This is a genomic window from Nocardia carnea (assembly GCF_029869215.1).
GTDB classification, from domain to species: domain Bacteria; phylum Actinomycetota; class Actinomycetes; order Mycobacteriales; family Mycobacteriaceae; genus Nocardia; species Nocardia carnea_B.
Genome location: NZ_JARWPM010000210.1, coordinates 1 through 18,202 on the forward strand (window position 1 = coordinate 1; position 18,202 = coordinate 18,202).

Here is an 18,202-nt window from a genome sequence, read left to right on the forward strand (position 1 = left end):
GGCCGGTACCGGATTCGGTACCGGCCCGAACCGTGCCTGCCGACCGGCGTCAGGACTTGTCGATGGCGGCCGCGGCCGCCGGGTACTGGGCCAGGCAGCGGCCGGCCGCGGTGTCCTCGGCGTCGGCGAGCGTTTCGTAGAGACGGATATCCTCGCCGGCGGCGTGGGCCTCGGCGGCGCGGGCGCGTAACGCCTCGTACGATTCCACCGCGTCGCGGTGATCGCCCAGGACGGTCTGCAGCTGTTTGGCCCGGCCGCCCAGTCGGGGGGCGGCCGCGCCTAGTACCGGCGCCGCGGCCTCGCACGAATAGCGTAATCGCTTGGCGCTCTTGCGGATATCGTGCAGTAATTCGACCCGGTCGCCCGGCGCCGCGGTCGGTTCGGCGCGCACCAGCCGACGTACCCGTCTGCGGTCGGCCCGCAGCACCTGATCGAATTCTTCGGCGGCGGGCGCGTGGCTCGCGGATTCGGTCAGCGGTGGCTGCTTACGCCACCCTTTCAGCTCCCGGCGCATCGCCCGATAGCGTTTGCTGTCGAGGGCCGCGAGTATTTCGGCGTGCGCGGACGTGTAGCGATCGCGTTCCGCGCGGACCAGCCGATCGCGCGTGGGTTCCAGTGCGGGGGAGTCGTTTTCGGCATAACGGTCGAGGAGTTCGGCGAACCGCGCGCCACGGACCTCCGCGTCCCGGGCGACCCCCAGAATCCCCGCCAGCCAGGCCAGTTCGGTGCGGATCCGATTTGCCGCGTCGGGGTCGAGCAGCCGTTTGTAGGAGCGCAGCACACTGCGCAATCGCCGGGTCGCGACCCGCATCTGGTGCACCGAATCCGCGGCGTCGGCACGGACCTCCGGTTCGGCGTCGATCAGCCGGTCGATATCCGCCCGGAGCGCGGCGGTGAGCGCGGCGCCGGCGGTAGGGGGTTCGGTGCTCATCGCCGCTCCGCGAAGTGATCGGTCGCCTCGACGAGGTGGTGCACGATACCGGGTTCGGTGGCCGAATGACCGGCATCGTCGACGATCCGCAGCCGCGACCCGGCCCAGGCGCGATGCAGGTCCCAGGCGCTGACGGCCGGGCAGACGATATCGTGGCGGCCCTGCACGATCACGCCCGGAATATGAGCGATCGCGCCGATATCGCGCAAGAGCTGTCCTTCGTCGAGGAACCCACCGTGCCGGAAATAATGGTTCTCGATCTTCGCGAAGGCCAGGGCGAAGCGGGCATCGCCGGAATCGCTCACCCGCTGCGGGTCGGGGCGCAGCGAACTGGTCGCCGCCTCCCAGGTGGACCAGGCCACGGCGGCCTCGGTCGCGACCCGCGGGTCGTCGGCGTGCAGCAGCCGGTGATAGGCCTCGACCAGGTCACCGTTGCGTTCGGAAACCGGCACCGGCGCGAGGAATTTCGCCCATTCGTCGGGATACACATATCCGGCGCTGCCGTTGTAATACCAATCGATTTCCTTGCGGCGCAGCAGGAATATTCCGCGCAGCACCAGTTCGGTGACGCGTTCGGGATATTGCTGTGCGTACGCCAGCGACAGTGTCGAACCCCAGGAACCGCCGAATACCAGCCAGCGGTCGATACCCAATTCCGTGCGCAGCGCCTCGATATCGGCGATCAGATGCGGGGTGGTGTTCAGCGAGAGGTCGGCGCCGTCGGCGATATGCGGGGTGGATTGCCCGCAGCCACGCTGATCCAGGAGCACGATCCGGTAGCGGGCAGGATCGAAAAAACGGCGATTCAACTCGGAGATACCGCCGCCGGGGCCGCCGTGCAGGAATACCGCGGGTTTGCCCTCGGGATTGCCGCAGGTCTCCCAGTAGACGGCCTGACCGTCACCGACCTCGAGCATGCCCCGGTCGTACGGTTCGATCGGGGGGTACAGGCCGCGCATCAGAGCTTCAGCACGCCGGCGGCCAGATCGGGCAGCTCGAGCGCGTCGAGTGCCTGGGTTCGCACGTCCGGGCAGCTCGCCGACGTCGCCCGGTCGATGACCGCCGGGTCGGCCAGCAGCTGGGGGTTGCCGATCCCGTTGGTGAGTGCCCATTCGTGCGCCATCAGGTTCAACCCGACCCGGCCCAGCGTCGGCCCCTGCACCCGCCAGTTCGACAGTTCCGGCCGCATCATGGCGCACAGGTTCTCCGCGGCCTTGTCCGACACCTCCAGGGGTGTGCTGGGCGCGGCGCTGGTCCGGGTGGAGCCGGAGGTCGTGGCCGAACCGGTGGCGGAAGTGTCGGAGGAACTCGCGGTGGGTGATCCTGTCTGCACACCGCCACACGCGGTGAGCAGCACCACCCCACACACTCCCGCCACCATCAGGGCGCCCCGTGCCGTCCGGGCGGTTGTCCAAGCGCGTTGCCGCATCAATACCTCATGTGCTCGAGCCGAAACTTCTCGACTCCGAGTTTGCCATCTCGCACCGAGGTGAGAAGCCGCTCCGGCCCGGACGCGAGCTCAGAAGCTGTGCTCGGGGCCCGGGAACGTCCCGCGCCGGACCTCCTCGGCGTAGGCGGCGGCGGCCGTCCGCAGCTCATCGCCCACTGCGGCGAACCGCTTGACGAACTTCGCGGTCCTGCCGCTGGTGAAGCCGGCCATGTCCTGCCAGACCAGCACCTGGGCGTCGCAGTCGGCTCCGGCGCCGATACCGATGGTCGGGATGGTCAGCTTCCGGGTGACCTGCCCCGCAACCTCGGCCGGAACCATCTCCATCACCACCGAGAACGCGCCCGCGGACTGCACCGCGATCGCGTCGGCGAGCAGGCCCTCCGCGCCGGCGCCGCGGCCCTGGACCCGGAAACCGCCGAGCGTGTTCACGCTCTGCGGGGTGAACCCGATATGCGCCATCACCGGTATTCCGGCGGCGGTGAGCAGCGCGATCTGGTCGGCGACGCGTTCGCCGCCCTCGAGTTTCACCGCGTGCGCGCCGCCCTCTTTCATGAAGCGGGTGGCGGTCGCGAGGGCCTGTTCGGGGGAACTCTCGTAGCTGCCGAACGGCAGATCGGCCACCACCAGCGCGTGTGGTGCGCCGCGCACCACACCGCGGACCAGCGGGATCAGCTCGTCGGTGGTGATCGGGACGGTGGTGTCGTACCCGTACACCACGTTGGCCGCGGAATCGCCGATCAGCAGGACCGGGATACCGGCCTCTTCGAAGATCCGGGCGGTGGAGTAGTCGTAGGCCGTGAGCATCGCCCAGCGTTCACCCGTCGCCTTCATCTGCTGCAGATGCTGGACGCGGGTCGGGCGCCGGGCCGGTTTCGCGGTATCGGCCGCGCCGGAGGTGGGAGTTTTCGCGGCCCCGTAGGCGGGGGTTTCCGCGGCGGAATCGGACATGCCTGATGATTCGGACATCATCGTCCCTTTCGTCTCCTCGAGGCCCTGACCGGGTCCCCGGGTTCGGTTGACGCCTTCCAGTGTGCACCCGTGGCGCGGCCGGAACTAAGCCCGCGACCTGGTGCGGTTGGTCACATCCACGGGTGTCGGCCCTGGTCGCGCTAGCATGGCGCCGGTGCGGAGCGGGTGTGGAGTGCCGGTGGGTGTGCCGGCGGGCGTGCTGACGGTGGTGGCGGTAGCGGCGGTCCTCCTGGCGGGATGCGCGCAGCGGCAAGGGGCCCAGGAGCAAGGCGCACAGACAGCACCCCCGGCGCCCGTTCCCGCGGAATTGAGCCGTTTCTACACGCAGGTACCGCAATGGGGATCGTGTACCGGCTACGCCGCGCCCGGGGAGGGGTTGCCGCCGGCCGCGCAGTGCACCCGGATCGAGGTGCCGATCGACTACGCCGACCCCGCGGGCCCGACCGCGCACCTGGCCCTGTCACGGCTGCCCGCGAGCGGTGACCGGATCGGGTCGCTGCTGCTCAACCCGGGCGGGCCGGGTATGTCGGGGTTGTCCACGGTGGCGATCGGCGGCGGGACACCGCTCGCGGAGCGATTCGACCGGGTGGGTTTCGATCCGCGCGGTGTCGGCGCCTCCACCCCCGCGGTGACCTGCCTGACCCCACCCGAGGCCGACGCCGAACGCGCCGAGCCGCCGGAGCCGAACACGCCCGAAGGGATCGCCGCCGACGAGGCCGAGAATCGCGAATACGCCGACCTCTGTATGGCGCGTACCGGCGCGGAGCTGCTCGCGCATATCGGCACCCGGGAGGTGGTCCAGGATATGGACATCATCCGCGCGGTCCTGGGCGATCCGAAGCTCAACTACCTCGGCTACTCCTACGGCACCCGCCTCGGAACGGCCTACGCCGAGAAATACCCGGGCAATGTGCGCGCGATGGTGCTCGACGGCGCCATCGACCCCACCCAGGACCCGGTCGCCGAATCGCTGCGCCAGGCCGCCGGATTCCAGCGAGCCTTCGACGCCTACGCCGCCGACTGTGTGAAATCGGCGGACTGTCCGCTGGGCACCGACCCGGCGCAGGTGATCCCGCGGTTCCGCGCCCTGGTCGACCCGCTGTGGGAGAGCCCGGCCGCCACCACCGATCCGCGCGGCCTGAGCTACAACGACGCGATCACCGGTGTGCAGCAAACCCTCTACAGCGCCGATTTCTGGCCGGTGCTCACCGTCGCGCTCACCGAACTCGCGCAGGGTCGCGGCGATACGCTGCTGCAACTCGCCGATATGTACAACGGCCGCCGCGACGACGGCAGCTACAGCAACCTGACCGACGCCTTCAACGCCATCCGCTGCGTGGACGATCCGCGCGTCACCGACCGGGCGGTGGCCGGCCGCCAGGACACCGAATACCGTGCCGCGGCCCCCTTCCTCGACGACGGCCGTGGCACCGGTGCCGCCCCGCTGGAACTGTGCGCCACCTGGCCGGTGCCCAACACCAGCCAACCGCACGAGATCTCCGTACCGGGCTTGCCGGAGACCGTGGTGGTCTCCACCACCGGCGACCCCGCCACGCCGTACCAGGCCGGTGTCGACCTGGCCGAGCAACTCGGGGCGGCGCTGATCACCCATGAGGGCGACAGCCACACCGTCGTGTTGAACGGCGGCGCGACCTGCGTCGACGATGCCGTGATCAGCTATCTGACCGACCTCGAATCGCCGCCCGAAGGACTGCGCTGCTGACCCCGACACACAGCGCAGCACGCCATGTAACACGGATTTAACGCCGGGTGCCTACTCTCGCGGTCATGGATCGCCAGAAGGAATTCGTGCTGCGGACGCTCGAAGAGCGGGACATCCGCTTCGTACGTCTCTGGTTCACCGACGTGCTGGGCTATCTCAAGTCCGTCGCCATCGCGCCCGCCGAACTCGAGGGGGCGTTCGAAGAAGGCATCGGATTCGACGGGTCGGCCATCGAAGGGTTCGCCCGGATCTCCGAGGCCGATATGGTAGCCCGGCCCGATCCGTCCACCTTCCAGGTGCTGCCGTGGGCGTCGAGCAAAGGCCACCAGCACTCCGCCCGCATGTTCTGCGATATCACCATGCCCGACGGGTCGCCGTCGTGGGCCGATCCGCGCCATGTGCTGCGCCGCCAGCTCAACAAGGCCGGTGATGTCGGGTTCAGCTGCTACGTGCACCCGGAGATCGAATTCTTCCTGCTGAAGAACCAGGCCGACGGGCTGAACCCGGTTCCGGCCGATACCGGCGGGTTCTTCGATCAGGCCGTGCACGATTCCGCCCCGAACTTCCGGCGCCACGCCATCGACGCCCTCGAATCCATGGGTATCTCGGTGGAGTTCAGCCATCACGAGGGTGCCCCCGGCCAGCAGGAGATCGACCTGCGCTACGCCGACGCGCTGTCCATGGCCGACAACGTGATGACCTTCCGGTACCTCATCAAGGAAGTCGCCATCGACGAGGGCGTGCGCGCGACGTTCATGCCCAAACCGTTCTCCCAGCACCCCGGCTCGGCCATGCATACGCATATGAGCCTGTTCGAGGGCGAGGCCAACGCCTTCGCCGACCCGGACGATCCGGACAACCTCTCCGCGACTGCCCGCGCCTTCATCGCCGGGATCCTGGAGCACGCGCACGAGATCAGCGCCATCACCAACCAGTGGGTGAACTCCTACAAGCGGCTCATCCACGGCGGCGAGGCGCCGACCGCGGCGTCGTGGGGCCGGTCCAACCGGTCGGCGCTGGTCCGGGTGCCTATGTACACCCCGAACAAGGCATCCTCGCGCCGGGTCGAGATCCGCAGCCCCGATTCGGCATGCAACCCCTATCTCACTTTCGCCGTGCTGCTGGCCGCCGGCCTGCGCGGAATCGAGAAGGGGTACGAACTGCCGGCCGAGGCCGAGGACGATGTCTGGTCGCTCACCGCGGCGGAGCGGCGCGCCATGGGGTTCAAGGAACTGCCCGGAACACTGGACGAGGCGCTGCGCGCGATGGAACGGTCCGAACTGGTCGCCGAAACCCTCGGCGAGCACGTCTTCGATTTCTTCCTGCGCAACAAGCGGCGCGAGTGGGCGGACTACCGCACCCAGGTGACGCCGTTCGAACTGAGCGAATACCTCGGCCTGTAACGACGCGGCGGCGGACGGGGGTCCGGCACACTTCCCGGCGCGCAATGGGTAACTTTGGCTCATGGTCCGCCCCCCGTCCGCCCGATCCGCCGTCCCCGGTGCCGGCCGGCTCGGATTGCTCGAGCCGACGGCCGCCGATTCGCTGAAAACCCTCGGCTGGGACAATGTCGAGAGCATCGCGGTGCTGTGGGCGCTCTCGCGCGCACCGGATGCCGATCTGGCGCTCACCACCCTGATCCGGATCCGGGAATCCCTCGGAAATGATTGGGACGCCCTGGATTCGGCGATCCGTACCGAAACCACCCTGCGCGGCAGGCTTTTCGCGCTCCTCGGCTCCTCCACCGCGTTCGGCGATCATCTGGTGGCCGATCCGCACACCTGGACCCTGCTGCGCCGCGAAGAACTGCCCGACCGGGACGAATTGATCGCCGATCTGCTTTCGGTGGTCGGCGCCGAACCCGAGACCGGGCCGAACGCGTCGCCGATGCTGTTCCGCGCCCGCGAATCCGGGCCCGACGTGGTGGCCGCGCTGCGTAAACGCTACCGCGACCAGCTCATGTTGCTGGCCGCCGTGGACCTGGCCGCGACCGTGGAAAACGAACCGGTTATCCCCTACGAGGTGGTGGGCCGGCAGCTGACGGCGCTGGCCGACGCGGCGCTCACCACCGCACTGGCGGTGGCGGTGGCGCGGGTGTGCCGCACCGAACCGTGTCCGGTGCGGCTGGCCGTGATCGCCATGGGGAAGAGCGGCGCCTGCGAACTCAACTACGTCAGCGATGTCGATATCGTGTTCGTCGCCGAACCCGCCGACTCCGTCGCCACCCGGCTGGCCGCGGAGATGATGACCGTCGGCAGTTCCGCGTTCTTCGAGGTCGACGCCGCCCTGCGCCCCGAGGGCAAGGCCGGTGCGCTGGTACGCACCCTCGATTCGCATCTGGCCTACTACCAGCGCTGGGCCCGCACCTGGGAATTCCAGGCCCTGCTCAAGGCCCGGCCGATGACCGGTGACCTGGAGCTGGGGGAGCAGTACCGCGCCGCGACCGACGAGATGGTATGGACCGCCTCCGAACGCCCGGATTTCGTGCCCGATGTGCAGGCCATGCGGCGGCGCGTGGAAGATCTGGTGCCCGAGGATCTGCGGGAACGTGAGCTGAAACTGGGCAGCGGCAGTCTGCGCGATGTGGAGTTCGCGGTGCAGCTGCTGCAACTCGTGCACGGCCGGGTGGATCCGAAACTGCATGTGCAGGGCACCGTGGAAGCGCTGGCCGCGCTGGCCGCGCGGGGTTATGTGGGCCGGGACGACGCCGCCAACCTGACCGCGTCGTACGAATTTCTGCGCCTGCTGGAACACCGGCTGCAACTGCAGCGGCTCAAACGTACGCATACCCTGCCCGCCGCCGACGACGAGGAGGGTATGCGCTGGCTGGCGCGGGCCGCCAATATCCGGCCCGACGGCACACGCGACGCCGCCGGGGTGCTGCAGGGCGAGCTGCGTCGCAACACCAGCCGCGTCCGGCGCCTGCACACCAAGCTCTTCTACCGCCCGCTGCTGGAATCGGTGGCCAGTATCGACTCGGAGGCGTTGCGGCTCAGCCCCGACGCCGCCGTCCGCCAGCTCGCCGCGCTCGGCTATGCCGATCCCGAACACGCCCTCGGTCATCTGCGGGCACTCACCAGCGGGGTCTCCCGGAAGGGCCGGATCCAGGCGTTACTGCTGCCGACCCTGCTCGCCTGGCTCGGCGATACCCCCGACCCCGACGCGGGTCTGCTCGCCTACCGGCGGGTCTCGGAGGGTCTCAACGATCAGGACTGGTACCTGCGGGTGCTGCGTGACGAGGGCGCGGTGGGGCAGCGGCTGATGATGGTGCTGGGTTCCTCTGCCTACCTGCCGGACCTGCTCATCAACGCCCCCGAAACCATTCGCATGTTCGCCGACGGCCCCGAGGGCCCGCTGCTGCTGCGCACCCAGCCCGCGGATGTGGCCGGCGGTATCCTCACCGCCGCCGACCGCTACGACGACCCGAAACGGGCCGTCGCGACCGCCCGTTCGCTGCGCCGCCACGAACTGGCGCGGGTGGCGTCGGCGGACCTGCTGGGCTTGCTCGACGTGCCGCAGGTGTGCGCGGCGCTGTCGTCGGTATGGGCCGCGGTGCTCGAGGCCGCGCTGCGGGCGGTGATCCGGGCTAGCGTGGCCGAACGCGGCGCACCCGCACCCGCCGATTTCGCGGTGATCGGGATGGGCCGGCTGGGCGGAATGGAACTGGGTTACGGTTCCGACGCCGATGTGCTGTTCGTCTGCGACCCCCGGCCCGGCGAAGAGGAACACGTCGCCGTGAAATGGGCCAACGGGATCGCCGAACAGGTGCAGAAGTTGCTCGGCGCCCCCAGCACGGACCCGCCGCTGCAGGTCGACGCCGGGTTGCGACCCGAAGGCCGCAGCGGACCGCTCGTGCGAACCCTCGCCGCCTACGACGCCTACTACCGGCAGTGGGCCCAGCCCTGGGAGGTGCAGGCCCTGCTGCGAGCGCACCAGGTGGCCGGGGATCAGGAACTCGGCCTGCGGTTCCTGCACACGATCGACCCGGTGCGCTATCCCGCGGGCGGCGTCTCGGCGGAGGCGGTACGGGAGATCCGCCGGATCAAGGCCCGGGTGGATTCCGAACGCCTGCCGCGCGGTGCCGATCCCGCCACCCACACCAAACTGGGTCGCGGCGGCTTGGCCGATATCGAATGGACGGTGCAACTGCTGCAATTGCGGCACGCGCACGAAGTGCCGGAGTTGCACAACACCTCGACCCTGGAATCACTCGATGTCATCGCACGCCACGAATTGCTCGGCGCCGAGGACACCCACCTCCTGCGGCAGTCCTGGCTCACCGCCACCGCGGCCCGCAACGCGCTGGTCCTGGTGCGCGGTAAACCCACCGACCAGTTGCCCGGTCCGGGCCGCACCCTGTCGGCGGTCGCGCGGGTGGCGGGCTGGCCCAGCGACGACGGCGGTGAATTCCTGGACAACTACCTGCGGGTCACCCGCCGGGCACGCCGGGTCGTCGAGCGAGTCTTCGGCGTCTGAGCATCCCCGTTTGCCCGCCGGTTTGCTGCTGTCCGCAGTAAGGGCTGCGTGGCCCTGCGCCGAGGACGCGCGCCTCCGCTCGCAGGGCTCGCGCAGTGGTGTTCGGCGTCTCGTCGCACCTCCGCACTCGCTGCGGTCGTGCACGGTCCAGAGATGTACTGCGTCGGGCCCGCGTCCATGCGGCGTAACCCTCCACCGGAGACCGTGGGGTGGTACCTCGAGTGGGGCAGTCAGGCGCCGGTCAGTTCGTGGAAACGGGTGACCAGGGTGTCCAGTGCCCGGCGATCCTCGACGTCCGGCGGGCGGTTGCCGCCCTCGGCGGTGATGGTCACCCGGGTGCCCGCGCCGATACCGAGTTCGGCCCAGCACCAGGGGAGCACGGGCAGGTTCACCGCGTGATCGTTGGCGGCGACGGTGATGCGGGAGGTGTAGCCCACCGCGCTCGCGGCCAGTTCCTCGGCGGATTCCGCGGTGAGCGCGCCGGCCGACCGGAACTCTTCGATGTACACGGGACCTCCTTCGGCACGGCTGTGAACAGTCTAGTGCTCGGCCGGATGCTAACGGCCCGGCCGGTGAGCCGTATACCGCAAGGTGAACGAGCCGCCCGCGTTCCGCGGTGTACGCCGTTGCCCGCCTTGTGATTCGATGATCACCGGCCCGGGTGCGCGCGATACTGCCGCCCGGGCGCAGCCTGGCCGACGGCCCGGCACGGGATATGGGGAGACATGATGACGAGGACACGGTGGTCGCGGCTGCTGGGTGTGGCGGCCGCGGCGATGCTGACGGTTTCCGCGCTGTCGGCCTGCTCGGATGCGAATTCCGCGCAGAACGCAATGGACCCGGACAATCCGTGGCAGATCGCCGGCGCGACCACCAGCACCGGTCCCAGCGGGCCACGCGAGGGGGTGGCCGACACCGATCGCCGGGCCGAGAACAGCGACGGCGGGGAAATGGACCGCCTCGCGCTGAACGCGGTGGCCGATATCGAAGCGTTCTGGACCGAGAACTATTCGGCGACCTTCCCCGGTGAATTCCAGCCCGTCGCCAGGCTGATCTCCTGGGACGCGACCGCCGCGGAACGCGATTCGGTGGAGTTCTGCACCGTCAGCACCCACGAGCTGGTGAACGCCGCCTACTGCGGCATGGACGAATCGATCGGCTGGGACCGCGGGGTGCTGCTGCCGGAACTGGTGCAGCAGTTCGGGGAGATGGCGGTGGTGATGGTGCTGGCCCACGAATACGGGCACGCCCTGCAGATCCCGGCCGGGATCGCCACCGAGGACACACCGGGCCTGGTCACCGAACAGCAGGCCGACTGCCTGGCCGGGGTGTTCCTCCGGCATGTCGCGGAAGGCGATTCGCCGCATTTCACGCTGAACACCAGCGACGGACTCAACGGTGTCCTTGGCGCCACGGTGGCGGTACGCGACCGTGACCCCAACGATCCGGACAATGTGCACGGCACCGCCTTCGAACGGGTCACCGCCGTGCAGATGGGTTATATGGAAGGCGCCGGCTCCTGCGCCGCGATCGACGAACAGGAGATCGAGAACCGCCGTTCGGGTCTGCCGGTGACCTTCGAACCGGGCGAGGAATATATGCAGCTCGAGGTCACCGAGGATTCGCTCGGCGATATGGCCGCCGCGCTCGGCGATATTCTGCCGGTCACCGGCTCGCCTCAGTACGACTACGAGGGCGTGCCCACCAGTTGCGCCGACGCCACCCCCACCGAACCGGTCGCGTACTGCCCGGCCACCGAGGTCATCGGCACGGATGTCGACGCCTTGGCCGAACGCGCGGGGGAGCAGGGCTCGGAAGACGAACCGCTCTCGGCGATCGTCAGCGGCGATTACAACGCCTTCGTCGTCTTCATCTCCCGCTACGCACTGCTCTACCAGGACGAAAAACAACTCACCCTCACCGGCGCCGACACCGCCGGCCTGCGCACCGCCTGCCTCGCCGGTGTGGTCACCACCGCGCTCAGCCAGGAGACCAGCAACCCCCGCCTATCCGCCGGCGACCTGGACGAAGCGGTCTCCGGCCTGCTGTCCGACGGGCTGGCCGCCAGTGACGTGAACGGCGAGGTCGTCCCCGAGGGCTACCTGCGCCTGGAAGCCTTCCGCCTGGGCGTCCTCGACGGCGAACAGGCCTGCCTCACCGAGTACGCCTAGGGCGGCGTATCGGCCGAACGTCCACGACGAATATCGGTGCCGGAAAAGGGCACCTGAGTTGTCGAGCCGGCGGTTCACCGCGCCGGGGGATACGCCCGCGAGGAGCCGGTGCACCGAGCGTCGGGCTATGCGTCGCCGTCGACCGGTTTGCCGGGCTTCGGAATCCGGGCGGACAGCCAGGTGACGACATCGGCGAGGACCTGGTCACGTTCGGGCTCGTTGAAGACCTCGTGGTACAGGCCGTCGTAGCGGTGAACCGTCAGATCGTTTGTGCCCGCGCGCTGTTCGATGCGGTCGGTGCTCGCCGGGGCGGCGATGGCGTCGCCGGTGCCGTGCAGCGCGAGGGTCGGTACCCGCAACTGCGGGAGCCGGTCGAGGACCCGGCCGGCGGCGGTCAGGATCTCGGTCGCGGTGCGGGCGGGGAGTTTGCCGCGGAAGACCAGGGGATCGTTGTCGTAGGTGGTGACGACCTCGGAGTCGCGGCTGATCTGCGACGAATCCAGTTTCAGCACACCCAGATTCGGCGTGACCCGGGTGAGTACCGGAGCCAGCAGCCGTTGGACCGGATTCCCGGCATCGATGATCAACGGTGGCGCTGAGACCACGAGGCCCGCGATGTCCAGCGGCGCCCGGGTGGCCAGGTACAGGGTGATCAGCGCGCCCATCGAATGCCCGATCAAGAACTCCGGTGCCCCGGGGTGTTCGGTACGCGCGAGGTCGAGCAGGGCCGCGACCTTGTCCGCGGCGTCGTCGATCGAACCGAGGTTCGCCGGGGCGCCGACCCGCGCGGACTCGCCGTGGCCCACATGGTCCAGGGCGTGCACCGCGAAACCGGCCGCGGCCAGCGTCCGGCCGACGTAGTCGTACCGCCCCGAATGCTCGGCCACCCCGTGGACGAGCACGATCACACCGACTACCGGTCCGCCTGGCAGCCACGAACGCCGGGCCAGACGGTGACCCGCATGCTCGAATTCGCCGCGCTGCGTGCGGATTTCCTGACCACCGGCCATGAGACCTCCTCCAAACGTATTCAGGTTTTCGGCGGCAGCGGAGGTGTCACGGACCCTCGGGCACCCGGCTCGAAGGGGTCGCGTCGTCGAATATCTACCGCACCGCCGACGGCAACTCGCTGCCTGCGGTCGCCACGCCCGGGCCGGTGGATCGGTAACGACCCGGCCGCTCCGCTGCCCGGTATCCGCTGCCGCCGGAGCAGCCGCCGCACTGCCGGCCCACCCGTGGCCGGCTCGTATCAGCTGTCCGGTGCCGGTTCGGCGAGGGCGGTGAACAGGCGCCGGTTGAACTCGATGAGCCGAGCGTAGTTCACCCGGGAGAGCCGTTCGTCGTTTCCGTGGATTCGTTCCAGGTCGGCGGCGGTGAGCCGGATCGGTGCGAAATTACATCGGGTGGCAGCGAGATCGTCGTAATGCCGGGAATCGGTCGCGCCCGGCACCAAACCGGTGGTGACGGCAGCTTCCGGGGCCACCTGCCGGGCGAGCGCGGCGATCAGATCGAACTGCGGCCCCGGGACGACGTCGCGAGACGGTTCCGCGGTCATCCCCACCGATTCGATCCGGACCTTTTTGTCGCGCACCGTCCGGCGGCAGTGCGCCAGTACCGATTCGACCGAATCGCCCGGCAGAATCCGGAAATTGATCAGCGCCTCCGCCTGCTGCGGTAGCACATTCGCCTTCACCCCGCCGTGGATCACCGTCGGCGCGGTGGTGGTGCGCACCAGTGATTCGGTCTGCGGGGTCGCGGCCAGGATCCGGGCGACCACCGGCGCCGCAGCCCCGGCGAACCCCAGCAGCCGGCGTTTGGTCGCGGGCAGATGTGGGCGCAGGCGGGTGAGCATATCGGTGACGACCGGGGTCACCCGTAACGGCATCGGATGGTCCTGGATCCGGCTCACCGCCCGCGCCAGCCGCCCGATCGCCGTCTGCCGGCCGGGCATGGACGAATGCCCGCCCGGGTCGGTGACCGACAACCGGACCGTGGCGTACCCCTTCTCCCCGACCATGATCGTGGCCACCGGCACCCGCACATCGTCGACGATTCCGTCGGTGATCACACCGCCCTCGTCGAGCAGCAGATCCGCGTGCACCCCGCGCTCGCGCAGGTGGGCCGCCATCTGCACCGCGCCGGTATCACCGAAGACTTCCTCGTCATGGCCGAACGCGAGGTAGATCGTGTGCCGCGGCCGCAGTCCCGCGGCCAGCGCGGATTCGGCCGCTTCCAGCAGAGCCAGCACCCGGCTCTTGTCGTCGATCGCGCCGCGACCCCAGATGAACTCGTCGTCCACCACCCCGGCGAACGGCGGGTGGGTCCAGCGGTCCGGCTCGTCGGCCGGCACCACATCCTGGTGTGCCAGCAGCAGGGCAGCGGTCCGGGTGTCATCGATCCCGCGCCAGGTGTACAGCCGGCTGTGCCCGAACTTCTCGAGTTCGAGTTCGGCATGCACCCGCGGAAACGACTCTTCCAGGTGTGCGCCGAGCCGGCGGAATTCCGCATCGAGCGAACTCTGTGCGGCGGTCGCGTCCGGCTCGGCGACCTCCTCGCGGGATACGGTGACACAGCGCAGCGCCACCGCGAGCCGTTCCGCGGTGGCGTCGTCGACCGGTTCACCGGACGACGGACGGGCCTCGAGGTTGGTGGACATCCCTGCATTCTCCTCGCTCTGCGGCCGCGGCGTCCCCGGCGCGGCCGGGATGTCCCGGAATCCGGTGGCCGATCGGTTCCGGGGCGGCACCGCACCGGGGGTGGAGCCGGTCGTTGTGTCCGGTGTGGTCCGCGACCGCCGGGCGTCGGCCTGCCCGGACGTCACGCCCTGGCCGGGTATCGGATGGCGCGGGCGGCTCGACCGGCCCGGATGGCTTGCCCGTCCCGTGGCCGGCAGTTCGGGTGCGGGCATTATTGTGGGACTCATGGCAGCAGGCAAGCCCGACAAAGAGGCGAAGGCCGCGGCGAAAGCGGCGCGCAAACAGCAGTCGAAGGAACGTCGTCAGCAGATCTGGCAGGCGTTCCAGATGCAGCGCAAAGAAGACAAACTGCTGCTGCCGCTGATGATCGGCGCGGTCCTGGTCACCACGCTGGTGCTGTTCGGGATCGGGTTCCTGTTCGATGTGCAGTGGTTCCTGCTGCCGCTGGGCCTGCTGCTGGGTGTGCTGTTCGCCTTCATCATCTTCGGCCGGCGCGTGCAGAAAACCGTCTACGGCAAAGCCGAGGGCCAGGCCGGCGCGGCCGCCTGGGTGCTGGACAACCTGCAGGGCAAATGGCGGGTGAGCAACGGTATCGCCGCCACCACCCAGCTCGACGCGGTGCACCGGGTGATCGGGCTGCCCGGCGTGATCTTCGTGGCCGAGGGTTCGCCGCAGCGGGTGCGGTCGCTGCTGGCCCAGGAGAAGAAGCGCACCGCCCGCCTCATCGGCGACACCCCCATCTACGATGTGGTGGTCGGTAACGAAGAGGGCCAGGTCCCGCTCAAGGAATTGCAGCGTTACCTCACCAAACTGCCCCGCAATATCGACACCAAGCGGATGGATCAGATCGAGGGCCGGCTCAGCGCTCTCAGCGCCCGTGGCGGGCCGGCCATGCCGAAGGGCCCGATGCCCACCAACGCCAAGATGCGCGGTATGCAACGCACCATCCGGCGTCGGTGAACGGTGTTCGGTAGCGCCGTCTCCGGCGTCCGGGACCCGGTGCCGGGTCAGCGTTTCAACAGCCAGCGGACGCGGTCGTAGGCGGCGAGGTGGTATAGGAGCAATGCTGCCCCGGAGAGCAACGCCAAGCCCGGTAGCCCGGCGAACCACAGCGCGGCCGCACCTCCCACCAGCACTGCGAACTCGATGCCGAGCCGCACCGGCCCCGCGACTGCGATAGGTGCCGAGCCGGAGCGGCTCGGGTCGTCCGGAACGGCGAACACACCCCACGCGGCGGCGGCGAGCAGCGGCAACACCACGACGAGCACCCATCGGCCGGGTCCGTCCGTCACCCGCCAGCCCAGCGCCGCGAACGATACGAAAGCAGCCAGTTCCAACAGGAACCGGATGCCGAGCAGAGCGGGATTCAGTGACACCGGCCGATCCTATGGCGGGCCGCCACCCGTCGGCACGATCAGCGGATGCGCACCACCGCGGTTCCGGTGGCGCGATCGTGCATCCCTCGCCCGTCGCCGTCGGTGAACAGCGCCGGGACCACGAAGGTGAGCAGCACCTGCCGGCCGAGCGCGCGCAGGAAACCGACGCGCGCCGGGATATCCACCCGGATCACCCGCAACCGCAGGAAGTACTGCCCCGGTGTGAAGCCGAACAAGGCGACCGCGACGATTCCGATCGCCATCCAGACCAGCCAGGTCGGGGTGCTCAAGGCCGCCGACACAGCCTCGAAGGCCGTCGGCTCGGCAACACCGGGCGGGGGGTCGGATTCGGCGATGATCCGCTGCGGATCCGGTCGCACGATCAGCGCGGCGATGCCGATCGAGATGACCCAGTCCACGAGCAGCGCCACGATGCGCCGGGGGAGTCCCACCAGCGACCCCGCCCCGTTACGGGGAAGACCAATATGTTCGCCCGGGTACTCGCTTGCCTCCGGATCGCCGGAACCCTCGGAGGGTCCGGTGAGCCAGGATCCGGTAACGCGTGCCATGACCCCAGGATATGCCCGCCGATTTCCGGCATAACCGGCGGTAACCCGCTCGCCGGGGGCCGGGGGCGGAGCCGTTCGGGCAGGTGACCGCCGGGTAATGTCCGTGGCGTGGCCGACGACACCGGCTGGTCGGCACGTGTAACACTGGCGAAACATGGCCTTGACTGCCGGGAAACACCCGGTCCATAGCGTCGGTTCGCGACGTCCCGCACTCGATACTGGCTGGGAATCTATCCGTAAGGAGATATAAGTGACGTTCAGCACGGCCGACGAGGTCATCAAGTACATCGCGGATCAGGATGTCGAATACGTCGACATCCGTTTCAGCGATCTGCCGGGTGTGCAGCAGCACTTCTCCATCCCGGCGAAGGCGTTCACCGCCGACCTGGCCGAGGACGGCCTCGCGTTCGACGGCTCCTCGGTGCGGGGCTTCCAGTCCATCGACGAGTCCGACATGCTGCTGCTGCCCGATTACAGCACCGCGCAGCTCGACCCGTTCCGGGCCGCGAAGACGCTCAATATGAACTTCTTCGTGCACGACCCGTTCACCCGTGAGGCCTACTCCCGCGACCCGCGCAATATCGCGCGGAAGGCGGAGGAGTACCTGCGCTCCACCGGTATCGCCGATACCGCCTTCTTCGGCCCCGAGGCCGAGTTCTACATCTTCGACTCGGTGCGCTACGACTCGGCGATGAACGGCGCCTTCTACGAGGTCGACTCGATCTCCGGCTCCTGGAACACCGGTGCCGAGTTCAACGCCGACGGCACCCCGAACCGTGGTTACAAGGTCCGTAACAAGGGCGGCTACTTCCCCGTCGCGCCCTACGACCACTACGTCGACCTGCGCGACAAGATCTCCACCAACCTGCAGAACGCCGGTTTCGAGCTGGAGCGCGGCCACCACGAGGTCGGCACCGCGGGCCAGGCCGAGATCAACTACAAGTTCAACACCCTGCTGCACGCGGCCGACGATCTGCAGCTGTTCAAGTACATCGTCAAGAACACCGCGTGGGGCGAGGGCAAGACCGTCACCTTCATGCCGAAGCCGCTGTTCGGTGACAACGGCTCGGGTATGCACGTGCACCAGTCGCTGTGGAAGGACGGCAAGCCGCTGTTCCACGACGAGGCCGGCTACGGTGGCCTGTCGGATCTGGCCCGCCACTACATCGGCGGCATCCTGCACCACGCCCCGTCGCTGCTGGCGTTCACCAACCCCACCGTGAACTCCTACCACCGCCTGGTGCCGGGCTACGAGGCCCCCATCAACCTGGTGTACTCGCAGCGCAACCGCTCCGCCGCGGTCCGCATCCCGGTCACCGGCAACAACCCGAAGGCCAAGCGCATCGAGTTCCGCGCGCCGGACTCCTCGGGCAACCCGTACCTGGCCTTCGCCGCCATGCTGATGGCCGGCCTGGACGGCATCAAGAAGAAGATCGAGCCGCTGGCCCCGGTCGACAAGGACCTCTACGAGCTCCCGCCGGAGGAGGCCAAGAACATCCCGCAGGCCCCCACCAGCCTGGCGTCGGTGATCGACCGCCTCGAGGCCGACCACGAGTACCTCACCGAGGGCAACGTCTTCACCGAGGACCTGATCGAAACCTGGATCACCCTCAAGCGCGAAAACGAAATCGCCCCGGTGAACCTGCGCCCGCACCCGTACGAGTTCGAGCTGTACTTCGACGTGTAATCCCCGACGTGCACGCGTGGGCCGAACAGTCCACGCGGTAGGCGTCAGGCGGCATCGGGTACACCCCCCGCGAGATAAAAAAACTGGTGACAAAGGGGGGGGGGGACGGGGGTTTAGGCCCCACTTTGGGGGGGGCGGGAGGGTAAGTGGGGGG

General features: G+C 68.9%; 15 protein-coding genes. 6 read left to right on the forward strand and 9 right to left on the reverse strand.

Annotated elements, in window-relative coordinates:
* Positions 1 to 49 precede the first annotated feature (49 nt).
* From QH276_RS14755 to panB, 4 genes are all read right to left on the reverse strand, one after another.
* Positions 50 to 931: a CHAD domain-containing protein gene (locus QH276_RS14755; RefSeq protein WP_280406766.1), complete on the reverse strand. Its 882-nt coding sequence runs from the start codon at positions 929 to 931 to the stop codon at positions 50 to 52.
* Positions 928 to 1,890, reverse strand: a complete 963-nt coding sequence (pip, locus tag QH276_RS14760; RefSeq protein WP_280397718.1) for a prolyl aminopeptidase — start codon at positions 1,888 to 1,890, stop codon at positions 928 to 930. The genes QH276_RS14755 and pip overlap by 4 nt, the downstream gene beginning before the upstream one ends.
* On the reverse strand, positions 1,890 to 2,360 hold the full coding sequence (locus QH276_RS14765; protein WP_280397717.1) for a hypothetical protein: 471 nt from the start codon (positions 2,358 to 2,360) through the stop codon (positions 1,890 to 1,892). Before QH276_RS14765 ends, pip begins: the two co-directional genes overlap by 1 nt.
* 90 nt (positions 2,361 to 2,450) lie before the next feature.
* The gene (gene panB / locus QH276_RS14770; protein ID WP_280397716.1) at positions 2,451 to 3,329 is read right to left on the reverse strand and encodes a 3-methyl-2-oxobutanoate hydroxymethyltransferase; all 879 of its coding nucleotides are present in this window, start codon (positions 3,327 to 3,329) and stop codon (positions 2,451 to 2,453) included.
* Between the two features lie 166 nt (positions 3,330 to 3,495).
* Here panB and QH276_RS14775 point away from each other — a divergent pair, with 166 nt between their 5' ends.
* The 3 genes from QH276_RS14775 (at position 3,496) to QH276_RS14785 (ending at position 9,549) form a co-directional block, all read left to right on the forward strand.
* Positions 3,496 to 5,073, forward strand: a complete 1,578-nt coding sequence (locus QH276_RS14775) for an alpha/beta hydrolase (RefSeq protein ID WP_432278578.1) — start codon at positions 3,496 to 3,498, stop codon at positions 5,071 to 5,073.
* A 65-nt stretch (positions 5,074 to 5,138) separates the two neighbouring features.
* The gene (glnA, locus tag QH276_RS14780) at positions 5,139 to 6,476 is read left to right on the forward strand and encodes a type I glutamate--ammonia ligase (RefSeq protein WP_280397714.1); all 1,338 of its coding nucleotides are present in this window, start codon (positions 5,139 to 5,141) and stop codon (positions 6,474 to 6,476) included.
* A 61-nt stretch (positions 6,477 to 6,537) separates the two neighbouring features.
* Positions 6,538 to 9,549, forward strand: coding sequence for a bifunctional [glutamine synthetase] adenylyltransferase/[glutamine synthetase]-adenylyl-L-tyrosine phosphorylase (locus QH276_RS14785; RefSeq protein WP_280397713.1), 3,012 nt, complete (start codon positions 6,538 to 6,540; stop codon positions 9,547 to 9,549).
* Positions 9,550 to 9,779: 230 nt separating this feature from the next.
* On the opposite strand, the gene QH276_RS14790 is transcribed toward QH276_RS14785, so the two are convergent.
* On the reverse strand, positions 9,780 to 10,058 hold the full coding sequence (locus QH276_RS14790) for an HPr family phosphocarrier protein (RefSeq protein WP_280397712.1): 279 nt from the start codon (positions 10,056 to 10,058) through the stop codon (positions 9,780 to 9,782).
* A gap of 219 nt (positions 10,059 to 10,277) precedes the next feature.
* Here QH276_RS14790 and QH276_RS14795 point away from each other — a divergent pair, with 219 nt between their 5' ends.
* Positions 10,278 to 11,720 carry a metallopeptidase gene (locus QH276_RS14795; RefSeq protein WP_280397711.1) on the forward strand — a complete coding sequence of 481 codons (1,443 nt, stop codon included), beginning with the start codon at positions 10,278 to 10,280 and terminating at the stop codon, positions 11,718 to 11,720.
* A gap of 125 nt (positions 11,721 to 11,845) precedes the next feature.
* Here the strand turns inward: QH276_RS14795 and QH276_RS14800 are convergent, their stop codons facing one another.
* Complete coding sequence (locus QH276_RS14800) at positions 11,846 to 12,730, reverse strand: alpha/beta hydrolase (RefSeq protein WP_280397710.1); 885 nt, start codon at positions 12,728 to 12,730, stop codon at positions 11,846 to 11,848.
* Between the two features lie 239 nt (positions 12,731 to 12,969).
* Complete coding sequence (locus QH276_RS14805; RefSeq protein WP_280397709.1) at positions 12,970 to 14,376, reverse strand: M20/M25/M40 family metallo-hydrolase; 1,407 nt, start codon at positions 14,374 to 14,376, stop codon at positions 12,970 to 12,972.
* A gap of 265 nt (positions 14,377 to 14,641) precedes the next feature.
* On the opposite strand from QH276_RS14805, the gene QH276_RS14810 reads away from it, so the two are divergent.
* Entirely contained in the window at positions 14,642 to 15,376 is a 735-nt protein-coding gene (locus QH276_RS14810; RefSeq protein WP_280397708.1) for a DUF4191 domain-containing protein, read from the forward strand.
* A gap of 47 nt (positions 15,377 to 15,423) precedes the next feature.
* On the opposite strand, the gene QH276_RS14815 is transcribed toward QH276_RS14810, so the two are convergent.
* Complete coding sequence (locus tag QH276_RS14815) at positions 15,424 to 15,792, reverse strand: YrdB family protein (protein ID WP_280397707.1); 369 nt, start codon at positions 15,790 to 15,792, stop codon at positions 15,424 to 15,426.
* Positions 15,793 to 15,830: 38 nt separating this feature from the next.
* Positions 15,831 to 16,361: an RDD family protein gene (locus QH276_RS14820; protein WP_280397706.1), complete on the reverse strand. Its 531-nt coding sequence runs from the start codon at positions 16,359 to 16,361 to the stop codon at positions 15,831 to 15,833.
* Positions 16,362 to 16,611: 250 nt separating this feature from the next.
* On the opposite strand from QH276_RS14820, the gene glnA (QH276_RS14825) reads away from it, so the two are divergent.
* Entirely contained in the window at positions 16,612 to 18,048 is a 1,437-nt protein-coding gene (gene glnA, locus QH276_RS14825; protein WP_280397705.1) for a type I glutamate--ammonia ligase, read from the forward strand.
* Positions 18,049 to 18,202: the final 154 nt, after the last annotated feature.

Coding starts and splice junctions, on each gene's coding strand:
- QH276_RS14800 (WP_280397710.1), bottom strand. CDS start 12,730: ATGGCCGGTGGTCAGGAAATCCGCACGCAGCGCGGCGAATTCGAGCAT.
- QH276_RS14810 (WP_280397708.1), top strand. CDS start 14,642: ATGGCAGCAGGCAAGCCCGACAAAGAGGCGAAGGCCGCGGCGAAAGCG.
- QH276_RS14755 (WP_280406766.1), bottom strand. CDS start 931: ATGAGCACCGAACCCCCTACCGCCGGCGCCGCGCTCACCGCCGCGCTC.
- pip (WP_280397718.1), bottom strand. CDS start 1,890: ATGCGCGGCCTGTACCCCCCGATCGAACCGTACGACCGGGGCATGCTC.
- QH276_RS14795 (WP_280397711.1), top strand. CDS start 10,278: ATGACGAGGACACGGTGGTCGCGGCTGCTGGGTGTGGCGGCCGCGGCG.
- glnA (WP_280397714.1), top strand. CDS start 5,139: ATGGATCGCCAGAAGGAATTCGTGCTGCGGACGCTCGAAGAGCGGGAC.
- QH276_RS14775 (WP_432278578.1), top strand. CDS start 3,496: ATGGCGCCGGTGCGGAGCGGGTGTGGAGTGCCGGTGGGTGTGCCGGCG.
- QH276_RS14785 (WP_280397713.1), top strand. CDS start 6,538: ATGGTCCGCCCCCCGTCCGCCCGATCCGCCGTCCCCGGTGCCGGCCGG.
- QH276_RS14765 (WP_280397717.1), bottom strand. CDS start 2,360: ATGCGGCAACGCGCTTGGACAACCGCCCGGACGGCACGGGGCGCCCTG.
- QH276_RS14805 (WP_280397709.1), bottom strand. CDS start 14,376: ATGTCCACCAACCTCGAGGCCCGTCCGTCGTCCGGTGAACCGGTCGAC.
- QH276_RS14820 (WP_280397706.1), bottom strand. CDS start 16,361: ATGGCACGCGTTACCGGATCCTGGCTCACCGGACCCTCCGAGGGTTCC.
- panB (WP_280397716.1), bottom strand. CDS start 3,329: ATGTCCGATTCCGCCGCGGAAACCCCCGCCTACGGGGCCGCGAAAACT.